This is a genomic window from Salegentibacter sp. BLCTC, assembly GCF_015143665.1.
In the GTDB taxonomy this organism is placed as follows: Bacteria; Bacteroidota; Bacteroidia; order Flavobacteriales; family Flavobacteriaceae; genus Salegentibacter; species Salegentibacter maritimus.
In genome coordinates, this window is sequence record NZ_WYEW01000001.1 from 78773 (window position 1) to 91027 (window position 12255).

The following is a 12255-nucleotide window of genomic DNA, read 5'->3' on the forward strand; positions in this document are numbered from 1 at the left end:
TAAAGCTGATAATGCACCAATGCCTCTACAGAATCATTAAATGCCAAAATAAAAGCCTTTAGAGCACAATTAAGAGGAGTAAGAAATACCGAGTTCTTCCTATTTAGACTCGAAAAATTATTTGCTTAAAAAAGCAAAAACCCAGAAAATGTTCTTGATCCTTCTTCTTATTTCGACTTGAAAAATTATTTGCTTAAAAACAAAAAAAACACTGAAAATCAATAGATTAACAGTGTTTTTATATCCTTTTAAAGAAGTTTTGTCGGGGTGGCAGGATTCGAACCTGCGGCCTCCTGCTCCCAAAGCAGGCGCGATAACCGGGCTACGCTACACCCCGAGTATTTGTTAATCGCGCTCGGCGCGATAACCGGAGAAATATCTAAATATTTTCCTGAATGAAATTTTAGCCTTTCCGATCCAAAATACTCTTTAAAAGCAATCCGGGAGACGGAGGAAGATTATCCCTATCTTTTCGGTTAGAAAAGGAGAATAATAATCCGCAGACTAAAAAATCTTGCGGAGAGACCGGGATTCGAACCCGGGCATCCAAAAAGGATGACAGCTTAGCAGGCTGCTGCATTACCACTCTGCCACCTCTCCATTGTTAATGAACTTGCAAACGATTTTGCGGTTGCAAATGTAGCTTTTACTTACATACCTTCCAAACTTTTTAAGCTTAAAGAATGCAATAAATTTAAGGCTTCTTTTTAATCGCTTTGACATCAGAATTTTAAGCCTGGAAAAAATTACATATTTACACTCTCGCTATCTATTAAAAAGGCAATATTTTGAATTATTCGTTTGTGATTTCTTACAAATGGATTCTCCTTATCCCAAACATACCCGGCCAAAACAGCGCAAATTTGTTCTTTTATTTCAGTCCTGGGCGTTTCATGAAAAAATAATTTTTGCAAATTTCCGGTATACCATTCTTTTACATACGTACTAAAGACAGAAATTCCGTTTTCCATATATTTAGCATAGTCTTGCTCCCAATTAACTTTTTCCCCCGCCATTTCAAGTTTTACTAATTTTGCGGCTTTAAGCCCAGACTCTGTAGCAAAAGCAACCCCCGATGAAAATATAGGGTCTAGAAACTCGGCACTATTTCCGGTTAAAGCATAGTTTTTTCCGTATATTTTTTTTACTCCTTTAGCAATGTTAGGTAACTTTATCGGCTCAAATAAGAACGGGTAGTCGTTAAAACGAGTTTTATAATAATCCAGTTTTTTAAACATTGCTGTAAAAGCTTCAGAATTATTATCGCTGAAACTTGAAAACCAATTGTTATTTCCAACAAAGCCCAGACTTGTATTTCCGTTAGAAAAGGGAATATACCAAAACCAGGTTTTCGTATCTAAAACTTCAAAAGTAATAAGTTCACCTTCCTTGCCTTTTGGCCTGTTTGTTTCTTTAATATGGGTAAAGATGGAAGAATTTCCGGTAATTTTCGGAGACGAGTTTAAATTTAACTGATTGGCCAACACCCGGCCGTTTCCACTCGCATCAATAATGAAGTTGGCTTTAATTTCAATTTCTTTCTCCTGGTTTGCAAGTATTTTAGTTAAAACTGTTTTCTCTTTAAAATCAACCTGTTGTACTTCGGCATTAAAATAAATCTTTACACCTTTTCGTTGAACTTCATCAGCTAAAACCATATCAAAGTCGGCTCTTGGAGCTTGCCAGGTCCAATTCCAACCCTCACCAAATTTTTCAGAAAAATCAAATTCTCCAACTCTACCAGCTTTTATAAATCGGGCACCATATTTTTTTTGAAAACCTGCTGCTTTAAGGGCCTCTAATAATCCGGCCTCTTTAAAGTTTTCCATGCTTTTTGGCAATAGGCTCTCACCAATGCTAAAACGAGGAAAGGAATTTTTTTCTACTACCAAACAGTCTATACCATTATTTTCTAAATATCCTGCTGCAACCATTCCCGATGGGCCGGCACCAATAATTAAAACCTGTGCTTGAAGCTTTTCCATTTTTTAAGATTTGCCAACTGAAACTCTTTTTGTTTTTCGAATTCCAATTCTAAAAGCATCCATTTAAAATACGGCATAAATATAGTACATTTGTTAAGATTCCTAATAGTTACGCAGCTTATGCTCCATATTGATAATACGCTTAACCTTGATGATTTTGAAAAGGTTTTATTTGAAAATGTTGAAATTCAGTCTTCTTCAAAAAATATTGAAACAATTGATGCCAGTTTTAACTTCCTAAAGGAGTTTTCTAAGAATAAGGTTATTTATGGTGTTAATACGGGTTTTGGGCCTATGGCACAATATAAAATTAATGATAAAGACCGAATTCAACTTCAGTATAACTTGATAAGAAGTCACGCTTCAGGATCTGGAAAGCCTATGGATCCTTTATATGTGAAATCACTAATGCTAGCCCGCCTAAATACCCTTTCCCTGGGTAAATCGGGCGTGCATAAGTCTGTAACAAGACTTATGCAGCAACTTATTAATAGAAATATTACACCTTTAATTTTTGAACATGGTGGAGTAGGGGCGTCAGGTGATTTAGTGCAACTGGCACATTTGGCCCTGGTTTTAATTGGGGAAGGAGAAGTTTTTTATAAAGGTAAACGTAAGGATACTGCTGAAGTTTTTAAAATCGAGAACCTTGAACCTATTAAAGTCAAAATAAGGGAGGGCCTGGCTTTAATGAATGGAACTTCAGCCATGACAGGTATTGGAATTGTAAATATTATATATGCCAGGCGACTGCTAAACTGGTCGGTTTTTTGTTCTGCAGCAATCAATGAAATTGTACAGGCCTATGACGATCACCTGTCTGAAGAGCTTAATGCGGCCAAAAATCATCTTGGTCAGCAACAGATTGCACATAAAATGCGCGATCATTTAAAAGATAGCAAGCTTACCCGCGATCGCAACCGGCATTTATATACTGATACGGCCGATAAAAACACGTATTTTAAAGAAAAGGTCCAGGAGTATTACAGCCTGCGTTGTGTTCCACAAATTTTAGGGCCGGCGTACGATACTATAGAATACACAGCAAAAATCCTAATTGAAGAGGTAAACTCAGCTAACGATAATCCTATTATAGATGTAGAAAACAAACATGTGTATCACGGTGGAAATTTCCACGGAGATTATGTGGCGCTGGAAATGGATAAGTTAAAGTTGGTAGTTACTAAAATATCTATGCTGGCCGAAAGGCAGCTAAATTACCTGCTAAACAACAAACTAAACGATATTTTACCTCCTTTTGTAAACCTTGGAAAACTAGGACTTAATTTTGGCCTTCAGGGAGCGCAATTTACAGCGGTTTCTACCACAGCCGAAAACCAAACACTTTCCAACTCTATGTACATTCATAGTATTCCCAATAATAACGATAACCAGGATATTGTGAGTATGGGAACTAATGCAGCAAATATTACCAAAACAGTTATTGATAATGCTTTTGAAGTTCTTTCGGTAGAAATAATCACTATTGTTCAGGCTTTACGTTATTTAAATTTTGACACAAAACTTTCTTCTAAAACCAAAATTATTTTAGAAGAGTTGAATCATATAATCCCTGAAATAAAAGCAGATACCCCTGGCTATAGAATAAATAAAATGGTAAAAGAATATCTTAAAAATAACAAAGTATACTAAGCTAAGTTTAAGCTTGAACCAAGCTTTGCCCAGAAACAAAAACCTTATGAAATACGCTCTTGTTACCGGTGCTTCCCGCGGAATTGGAAAAGCAATAGCCATAGAACTGGCCAGAGAATTAAAGTATAATATTTTATTGAATTTTAATTCGAACCTGGAGGCTGCTATGGCTACAAAGGCATTGGTGGAAGCAGAAAAAGTACATTGCGAATTACTTCAATTTGATGTTGCTGATGCGAAATCGAGTGAAAATAGAATCGTGGAATTCCAAAAAAATAATCCCGATGCAGAAATTGAAGTTATTGTAAATAATGCCGGAATAACCCGCGACGGACTTTTTATGTGGATGAAACCTGAAGATTGGCATTCGGTAATAAATACAAGCTTAAACGGTTTTTATAATGTTACCCAACCATTGTTAACAGCTATGTTGAAGAAGCGTTACGGAAGAATTATAAATATTGTATCTCTTTCGGGTGTAAAAGGAAATTCGGGTCAGGTAAATTATTCGGCGGCAAAAGGAGCATTAGTCGCAGCAACTAAAGCTTTAGCCCAGGAAATAGGAAAAAGAAAAGTTACCGTAAATGCGGTAGCTCCCGGCTTTGTGAATTCAGAAATGACCGCCAATTTTGATGAAAAAGAGCTTAAAAAGCTAATTCCATTAAATAGGTTTGGAGAAGCCGAAGAAGTAGCAAATTTGGTAAGTTTCCTGGCGTCTAAAAAAGCATCCTATATTACCGGTGAAGTCATTAATATAAATGGCGGGCTTTATTCTTAAATTATGGCAAACTGGAAAGGACAATCCCGCGGATCTGTACTGGGTTTAAAGATTTATGTTTTTATCATTAAAACTTTTGGCCTTTATGTGTCCTATTTTGTGCTTCTATTTGTAGCCCTTTATTTTGTGTTTTTTGCTTTTAACGCTACCAAAAGCGTTTATTTTTTATTTAGAAAACACCTTGGTTATTCTAAAATTGGGGCTGTTTTTAATATCTATAAAAGTTATTTTACTTTCGGAAGAATTCAGTTGGACCGGGTGGCTATAGCTTCTGGATTAAAACATAAGTACACCTTTGAATTTGACGGAATTCAACATATTCAGAATTTATTAAACCAAAAAAGAGGCGGGATTTTGCTTACCGCACATATCGGTAATTTCAATCTGGCCAAACATTTTTTCGATAAGAAACACGATCATAATATTATAAACCTGGTGGTAACCGATTTGGAGCATGAGGAAATCAAAAATTATCTGGAGTCGGTTACCGGGAAATCGACCATTAAACTTATTGTTTTACAAGACGATTTATCCCATATTTTTAAAATGAACCAGGCACTTAAAAACAACGAATTACTTGTTTTTGCTGCTGACCGGTACACCCCGAAGGCCAAAACCTATACTGAATATTTTATGGGGCAAGCCGTGCAATTTCCCCAGGGACCTTTTAAACTGGCTGCTCGTAATAATATTCCTGTGCTATTTGTGCATATAATGAGAGAACAAAATTTTCATTATCATTTTTATGCCAGGCCTTATAATCCTGAGAAAAATGATGCGAAAAATTTATTAAAGGCTTATATTGAAAACCTGGAAATAATGGTGAAAAAATATCCGCACCAGTGGTATAATTATTACGATTATTGGAACGATTTCATTTAAATTAATTTACTATGGAAGAAAATTTACTAAAAGAACCTATTTTAGAATTGGATAAAATTTTGCAGTTAATTCCGCAAAAGCCACCTTTTGTGATGGTAGATAGTTTATTGGAGTATAATGATAAAATGGGAACTACGGGTTTCACCATTCCCACAGATAACATTTTGGTTGAAAACGGTATTTTTTCTGAACCCGGGTTGATAGAACACATGGCACAAAGTATGTCTCTTTGGAGGGGATATCAGGGGTTTTTAAGCGGTCTTGATAAACCCAAAACCGGATTTATTGGTTCGATTAAAGCTGTAGAGATTATGGATTTGCCAAAATCGGGTAGTAAACTCATTACCCACGTAGAAATATTGCATGAAATAATGAATGTAACTTCGGTGGGTGCGCGAACCCTGGATGAAAACGGAAAGCTTATAGCAACCTCTGAGATGAAAACTGTTACGGTAGATTAGTTATGCTAGAGAAATCCCTTACCTCTATTACAAAACTTAAAGTTAGGTTTCACGAGTGCGACCCTTTGCAAATTGTTTGGCACGGCAATTACTTTAAATATTTTGAAGAAGCTCGGGAAGACTTTGGTAGGGAACACGGTATTTCTTACCTGGATGCCAAAGCCAAAGGCTATTCCACTCCCATTGTAAAATCTTTTTGTGAGCATAAATTACCTTTAAAATACAGCGATTCTTTTAGGGTAGAAACCACTTTTAAAAATTCTGAAGCAGCCAAAATTAATTTTTTGTATAAAATTTATAAGGGAGAGCAATTAATTTGTACGGGGGAAACCCTACAGGTTTTTCTAGATGAAAAAGGGGAGTTAGTCCTAAATAATCCGCCGTTTTTCTTAGATTGGAAAAAGAAAATGAACTTGCCTTAATGAAGAAACTCTACTTGCTAGAAGATGCAATTATCTCGCCCATGGGATTTTCTACCCAGGAAAATATAAAGGCGATTCGGGAAGAACGTTCGGGATTGAGCCTACAGCATAAGCCTAAGATTACAAACGCTGCTTTTTATGCCGCAATTATAGACGAATCACAATTAAACAATGCTTTCGCTGATATTGGAGACATAAAGGAATATACCAAACTTGAAAAAATGATGCTGCTTGCAGTGCAGCAGGTCCTGGCTAAAAATCCAGGCCTGGATTTAACCACAACAGCCTTAATAATCACCACCACTAAAGGAAATATAAATCTGCTAAAAGATCCCGGTAGTTTCTCTGAAAGTCGCATAAAGCTTAGCGAATTGGCAAAAACTATTGGCCAATTTTTCGGATTCACTCAAGAAGTAATTATAATTTCTAATGCGTGTATTTCCGGTGGGCTGGGCCTTGCTGTGGCAAAACGATTAGGAAATACAGAAGAAATTAAAAATGCCATAGTGCTTGGCGGTGATTTGGTGAGCGATTTTGTGGTTGCCGGTTTTAATTCGTTTCAGGCTTTAAGTCCCAAACCTTGTAAGCCATTTTCCAAAGATCGCGACGGAATTAGCCTTGGCGAGGCAGCAGCAGCTATGCTAGTGAGTACAGAAAAACCAAAAACATCTGAAAATATTGCATTAATTGGCGATGCTACGGCAAATGATGCCAACCATATTTCGGGACCATCCAGAACCGGGGAAGGTTTGTATCAAAGCATTCAAAAAGCCTTAAAAGAGGCTTCAATTTCTGCAAGCGACATAGATTTTTTATCGGCGCACGGCACAGCCACTATTTATAACGACGAAATGGAAAGCCAGGCTTTTCATAGATCTGCTTTACAAGATACCCCAGTGCACAGTTTAAAAGCTTATTACGGGCACAGTCTGGGGGCCTCGGCCTTAATAGAAAGTATTGTCACTAAACATGCTATGCTGAAAAATGAATTATATAGCTCTAAAAATTTTGGTGAGTTAGGTGTTTCCTGGCCTTTGAATGTAGTTAAGGAGTATAGAAAGAAAGAAATTAAATACGCCCTAAAAACAGCTTCGGGATTTGGAGGCTGCAATTTGGCTTTGGTTTTTAAAAAGGAATAAATGCAACAGGATTTCTACATAAAAGATTGGGTTAAAATAAAAAGCGGAAAGGTTTTCAATTCTAAAAATGAAATTTTCTCCTCTTCAGAGAAAGACCTCAACACCTTTTTAAAATCTATTTATGACTTTTTAGAACTGAAATATCCTAAATTCCACAAAATGGATAATCTATCGAAATTGGGAATTTTGGGAACAGAAATTCTTTTTAGAGGGAAGGAAATTTCAACAGATACTGCACTTATTTTTTCAAATAACGCGTCCAGCCTTGATATTGATAGGAAATTCCACGAAAGTATTTCAGGTTTTGCTTCCCCTGCACTTTTTGTTTATACGCTACCCAATATTGTTTTAGGAGAAATTAGTATAAAATTTAAACTGCAGAGCGAAAATGCATTTTTTGTTTCAGATAGTTTTGATGCTGAATTACTTAAGAATTATTCTGAAAGTTTATTGACTTCAGGAAAGGCACCCGAAGTGCTTTGTGGTTGGTTAGACTTGGAAAATGAGGAATATGATGTATTTTTGTGCCTGGTTTCTCGGGAAATAAATATTCCTTTTTCCGAAGAAAATCTCAAAAAAATATATTTTGCTGAAAATGAAAAACCTACAGGCCGAACTTAAAGAAAGTATTATCGAGCAGCTTAACCTGGAAGATATGGAACCGGGCGATATTAAAAACGATGAAGCGCTTTTTGGTGACGGATTAGGACTGGATTCTATAGATGCCTTAGAACTTATTGTGCTTTTGGAAAAAGATTATGGAATAAAACTTACAAATCCTGCTCAAAGTCGTGAAATCTTTAAGTCTGTAAATAGTATGGCAGAATTTATTGAAGCTAACCGAACCAAATAATATATGAATAAAGGGGTTGCCGTAACCGGAATGGGGATTATTTCTGCTATTGGCAACAATATAGAGGAGAATTATAGGTCGCTGCTAGCTTCGAACAGCGGTATTGGTTGTTCTGAATTTTTAAAAACTACCCATACAAATATACCGGTGGCAGAGATTAAAATCGCTAACGAAACCCTTTCAAAACACTTAAATTTACCTAAAAATCATAATTTTACACGTGCTGCATTACTGGGTAGTTTGGCTGCCAAAGAAGCCATTGAGCAGGCAGGGATAAAAATTGATGATGAAACAGGTTTTATCTCGGGAACCAGTGTAGGTGGTATGGATGCCACCGAAAATCATTTTGAAGAATTTGTTGCCGGTAAAGCCGAAAATAAACGTTTTATCCGCTCACAGCACCCGGGTTTTACTACTGAAAAAATGGCCGAATACTTTGGAATTACAGGTTTTGTAAGTACCATTAGTACCGCTTGTTCATCGGGTGCCAACGCAATTATGCTGGGGGCCAGGATGATTAAAGCAGGTAAATTAAAACGGGTAATTGTTGGTGGCACCGATTGTCTAACAAAGTTTACTTTAAATGGCTTTAATGCTCTAATGATTCTATCCAATAATCCGTGCCGGGCTTTTGATGAGCATCGCAATGGGCTCAACCTGGGGGAAGGTGCGGCCTATTTGGTTCTGGAAGCCGAAGATATACTAAATGGGAAGCCTGTTTTAGGTAGGCTTAAAGGTTATGGCAATGCTAATGATGCGTTTCATCAAACCGCTTCTTCCGAAAGTGGGGATGGTGCCTATTTAGCGATGCAGGAAGCGATAAAATCGGCTAGGATTACTCCAGGGGAAATAGATTACATCAATGCGCATGGTACCGCTACTAAAAATAATGATCTATCTGAGAGTAGGGCGATACAACGAATCTTTGAGGCTGGTATTCCAGATTTTAGTTCAACCAAAGCTTTTACTGGCCACAGCCTTGCCGCCGCCGGGGCTTTAGAGGCCGTTTATAGCTTGTTAAGCCTGAGCAAGCAGGAAATATATCCAAATCTTAATTTCTCACAAGCAATGCCTGAAACCGGGCTAAAACCGGTTACAGAAGTAAAGCAAAAGAAACTAAATCTTGTTTTGTCAAATTCTTTTGGGTTTGGTGGCAATTGTACCTCTTTAATTTTTGCTAAAGATGAAGCCTAAAATTTATATAAACGGTATTAGCAGTATTACGGCTCAAAGCACAGATAAAGAAGAAAGCCCGGTTTCTTATTATACATCTATATTTCCGGCAATTTCACCAAATTATAAGGACTATATAAAACCAATGGCTTTAAGGCGAATGTCTAAAGCTATAAAAATGGGGATAAGTACAGCAAAGATGGCTTTACAGGAAGCTGAAATTGAAAATCCTGATGCCATTATCACAGGCACCGGGGAGGGCTGCAAACAAGACACCGAAAAGTTTCTTGAAAATTTAATAGACCAGGATGAGCAATTAGTAACCCCAACTTCGTTTATTCAATCTACCCATAATACTGTTGGAGGTCAAATTGCTTTAAATCTTGGATGTAAAAATTACAATCTAACCTATACGCAAAATTCGGCTTCTTTAGAAAGTGCTTTGTTTGATACCTATTTACAGTTTTTGGAAACCTCAGGAAAGAAATCGGTGTTGGTTGGGGGAGTAGACGAGCTTTCAGAGAAAATAACAGGCTTTAGAAACCTGGACGGCCAGTTAAAAACGGGTAAAATTCATAATTTAGATTTGTTCAAAGAAGCTTCTGCCGGCACCATCACTTCAGAAGGAGCACATTTTTTTATACTTTCAACAGAAAAAAGCGGCAATTGCTATGCAGAATTTAAGGATATTTCTATAAAAAATTCAATTGAACCAGAACAAATAAATGCCGAAGTTGAAAATTTCCTTCATAAAAATAACCTTGGGATAGATGCTATAGACGCCATAGTTTTAGGTAAGAATGGGGATAACAGATACGATTATTATTATAGCATTCTTCAGGACAGCCTGTTTAAAAACACCCTGCAGTTGGGTTATAAGCATTTGGTGGGCGATTATGATACAGCCTCGGGATTTGCAGTATATTTGGCCTGTAAAAATTTAAAAAGCGGAAGTATTTCTTCGGTAATGAAACTAAATACGCTTAGGCCGGGAAAAATAAAGAATATTCTAATATACAATCAGTATCTTGGACGTGATCACAGTTTAATTTTACTAAGTGCGGTTTAGAATTATAAACACAATAATTATTCTCTTGTTGTTTGCAGGTTTGGTGTTAGCTTTTTTTGGGCTCGCATCATTTATATATGTGTTGGCTTTTATAGTTTTTTACCTTCTCTTTTTATTAACGGTGTCTACCAATGTTCGGTTTAATTTTTTTGTGAAATCGTTTAATGAAAATCCAGGTTTAAATAAGAAACAAGTGGCGATTACTTTTGATGATGGCCCGGTTGAAATTACCCTGGAAATACTAAAAGTTCTTGCTAAATATAAGTGTAGGGCCGGCTTTTTTTGTATTGGAAAAAATATAGCAGCACAGCCTAAAATATTTAAAGAGATCATTAAAGCGGGTCATCTTGTTGGTAACCATACCTATACCCATACCCGTAAAATGGGGGCATTAAGTGTTTTCAGAATGATTTGGGAAATACAGGAGTGCAATAAAATAGCCGAAGAAACTGCTGGGATAAAGATGAATTTGTTCAGGCCTCCTTTTGGGATAGTTAGTCCCAAAACCCAAAAAGCGCTTCAAGAAACCGGTTTGCAATCGGTAGGTTGGAGTATAAGATCTTTTGATGCGGTGCTTTCTTCAGAAGAAATTATTTTAAACAGGATTAAAAAAAGAATAAAACCCGGGGCGGTAATTCTTTTGCACGATAATAATGCTAAAACCGTTAAAATACTGGAACAGTTGTTGGTATTTTTGGAACAAAATAATTACGAGGTTGTAAGACCCGATAAATTACTGAAAATTAATGCGTATTCTTAATCTCTTATTGCTGTTTTGTAGCTTTAACTTGTTTGCACAACAAGAACTTTCTAAAGCCGAAATTGATCAATTTCGGGAAGATGTAACTGCTAAAGCTAATGAGCGGGAGACTTTACAGGCTAATTTTGTACAGACAAAGAAAATGGAGATGATCACAGATGAAACTGTGAGTCATGGAAAGATATTTTATCAAAAACCCGACAAACTAAAGTGGGAATATAAAGAGCCACAAGATTATGTTATTTTATTGGTCGGTAATGAATTGCACATTAATGATGCCGGTGATAAAAGTGTAAGAAATACTACTTCAAATAAACTATTTGGTAAAATAGCGAAATTAATAACCGGAAGTATTAACGGTAACTTACTTGATGATACTGAAAATTTCAATTTTTCTTATCTTAAAGAGAATAATTATATAATCACTTCTATTGTTCCTAAAGACAGTCATTTAAAACAAATGTTCGCCGAAATACAAATGAAGTTTAACAGAGAGAATTTAGTTGAAAAAGTAAGTTTGATTGAAGAATCTGGCGACGCAACAGTTATTGAATTCAAGAAAATGGAATTAAATAAAAAAATTCCCACCTCTGTATTTCAACCTTAAATCTTGTATAATCTGAAAACCTCAATTTTCTTTATACCTTAGCAATACATCAACAACCAACCATAATATGTTATTAAAAGATTTTTATTCTGTATTGGGTACAAAGCAGGAAGGCAAAAAAAATATTACCCAGATTGAAATTAATAAAAAACACGCTATTTACAGCGGGCATTTTCCCGGAAGACCGGTGACCCCGGGTGTTATATTAATGCAATTATTTAAGGAAGAGGTAGAGCGCAATTGTGGCTGTACATTGGAATTTAAAAAAGGGAGTAATATAAAATTTATGGCTGTGGTAGACCCCAATAAAGACGCTGTATTAAACCTGGAATCTGAAATTGAAGAAACTAATGGGGAAATAAAACTTAAAGGAATAGCCAGGAATTTAGAGGGTATATCTTTAAAAATAAATTCTTTTTACAAAAAGCTTGAATCTTAGCGGTTTAGCGTATTGCCCTTTACTTTTTAATTAT

General features: G+C 36.2%; 14 protein-coding genes, 2 tRNA genes and 1 pseudogene. 14 read left to right on the forward strand and 3 right to left on the reverse strand.

From position 1 onward, the window contains the following. Positions 1–15: 15 nt before the first annotated feature. Positions 16–129, forward strand: a pseudogene (locus tag GUB10_RS00375) (transposase); the annotation flags it as partial. Positions 130–262: 133 nt separating this feature from the next. Here GUB10_RS00375 and GUB10_RS00380 read toward each other — a convergent pair. The 3 genes from GUB10_RS00380 to GUB10_RS00390 all read right to left on the reverse strand — a co-directional run bounded on the left by GUB10_RS00380 (position 263) and on the right by GUB10_RS00390 (position 1985). After that, positions 263–337 (reverse strand) — tRNA-Pro (locus GUB10_RS00380). 180 nt (positions 338–517) lie between these two features. Beyond that, positions 518–600: transfer RNA gene (locus GUB10_RS00385), tRNA-Ser, on the reverse strand. 146 nt (positions 601–746) lie between these two features. Beyond that, on the reverse strand, positions 747–1985 hold the full coding sequence (locus GUB10_RS00390) for an NAD(P)/FAD-dependent oxidoreductase (protein WP_193709469.1): 1239 nt from the start codon (positions 1983–1985) through the stop codon (positions 747–749). 120 nt (positions 1986–2105) lie between these two features. Between GUB10_RS00390 and hutH the strand changes: the two genes are divergently transcribed. From hutH to GUB10_RS00455, 13 genes are all read left to right on the forward strand, one after another. Then, the gene (gene hutH / locus GUB10_RS00395) at positions 2106–3638 is read left to right on the forward strand and encodes a histidine ammonia-lyase (RefSeq protein WP_193709470.1); all 1533 of its coding nucleotides are present in this window, start codon (positions 2106–2108) and stop codon (positions 3636–3638) included. Between the two features lie 46 nt (positions 3639–3684). After that, the gene (gene fabG / locus GUB10_RS00400) at positions 3685–4416 is read left to right on the forward strand and encodes a 3-oxoacyl-ACP reductase FabG (RefSeq protein ID WP_193709471.1); all 732 of its coding nucleotides are present in this window, start codon (positions 3685–3687) and stop codon (positions 4414–4416) included. A gap of 3 nt (positions 4417–4419) precedes the next feature. Then, the gene (locus tag GUB10_RS00405; protein ID WP_193709472.1) at positions 4420–5298 is read left to right on the forward strand and encodes a lipid A biosynthesis acyltransferase; all 879 of its coding nucleotides are present in this window, start codon (positions 4420–4422) and stop codon (positions 5296–5298) included. 11 nt (positions 5299–5309) lie between these two features. Next, the gene (locus GUB10_RS00410; RefSeq protein ID WP_193709473.1) at positions 5310–5759 is read left to right on the forward strand and encodes a hypothetical protein; all 450 of its coding nucleotides are present in this window, start codon (positions 5310–5312) and stop codon (positions 5757–5759) included. A gap of 2 nt (positions 5760–5761) precedes the next feature. After that, positions 5762–6181 (forward strand): thioesterase family protein, encoded by a 420-nt coding sequence (locus GUB10_RS00415; protein ID WP_193709474.1) that lies wholly within the window; start codon positions 5762–5764, stop codon positions 6179–6181. Further along, positions 6181–7320 (forward strand): beta-ketoacyl synthase N-terminal-like domain-containing protein, encoded by a 1140-nt coding sequence (locus GUB10_RS00420; RefSeq protein WP_193709475.1) that lies wholly within the window; start codon positions 6181–6183, stop codon positions 7318–7320. Before GUB10_RS00415 ends, GUB10_RS00420 begins: the two co-directional genes overlap by 1 nt. Continuing rightward, a complete protein-coding gene (locus GUB10_RS00425) occupies positions 7321–7941 on the forward strand; it encodes a hypothetical protein (RefSeq protein ID WP_193709476.1) in 621 nt (206 codons plus the stop codon). After that, positions 7916–8173 (forward strand): phosphopantetheine-binding protein, encoded by a 258-nt coding sequence (locus GUB10_RS00430; protein WP_193709477.1) that lies wholly within the window; start codon positions 7916–7918, stop codon positions 8171–8173. Before GUB10_RS00425 ends, GUB10_RS00430 begins: the two co-directional genes overlap by 26 nt. A 3-nt stretch (positions 8174–8176) precedes the next feature. Further along, a complete protein-coding gene (locus GUB10_RS00435; protein ID WP_193709478.1) occupies positions 8177–9367 on the forward strand; it encodes a beta-ketoacyl-[acyl-carrier-protein] synthase family protein in 1191 nt (396 codons plus the stop codon). After that, a complete protein-coding gene (locus GUB10_RS00440) occupies positions 9357–10415 on the forward strand; it encodes a beta-ketoacyl synthase N-terminal-like domain-containing protein (protein ID WP_193709479.1) in 1059 nt (352 codons plus the stop codon). Before GUB10_RS00435 ends, GUB10_RS00440 begins: the two co-directional genes overlap by 11 nt. Before the next feature lie 193 nt (positions 10416–10608). Continuing rightward, positions 10609–11175, forward strand: a complete 567-nt coding sequence (locus GUB10_RS00445; protein WP_370591064.1) for a polysaccharide deacetylase family protein — start codon at positions 10609–10611, stop codon at positions 11173–11175. Continuing rightward, on the forward strand, positions 11162–11782 hold the full coding sequence (locus GUB10_RS00450; RefSeq protein WP_193709481.1) for an outer membrane lipoprotein carrier protein LolA: 621 nt from the start codon (positions 11162–11164) through the stop codon (positions 11780–11782). Before GUB10_RS00445 ends, GUB10_RS00450 begins: the two co-directional genes overlap by 14 nt. A 67-nt stretch (positions 11783–11849) precedes the next feature. Continuing rightward, a complete protein-coding gene (locus tag GUB10_RS00455; RefSeq protein WP_193709482.1) occupies positions 11850–12221 on the forward strand; it encodes a hydroxymyristoyl-ACP dehydratase in 372 nt (123 codons plus the stop codon). Positions 12222–12255: the final 34 nt, after the last annotated feature.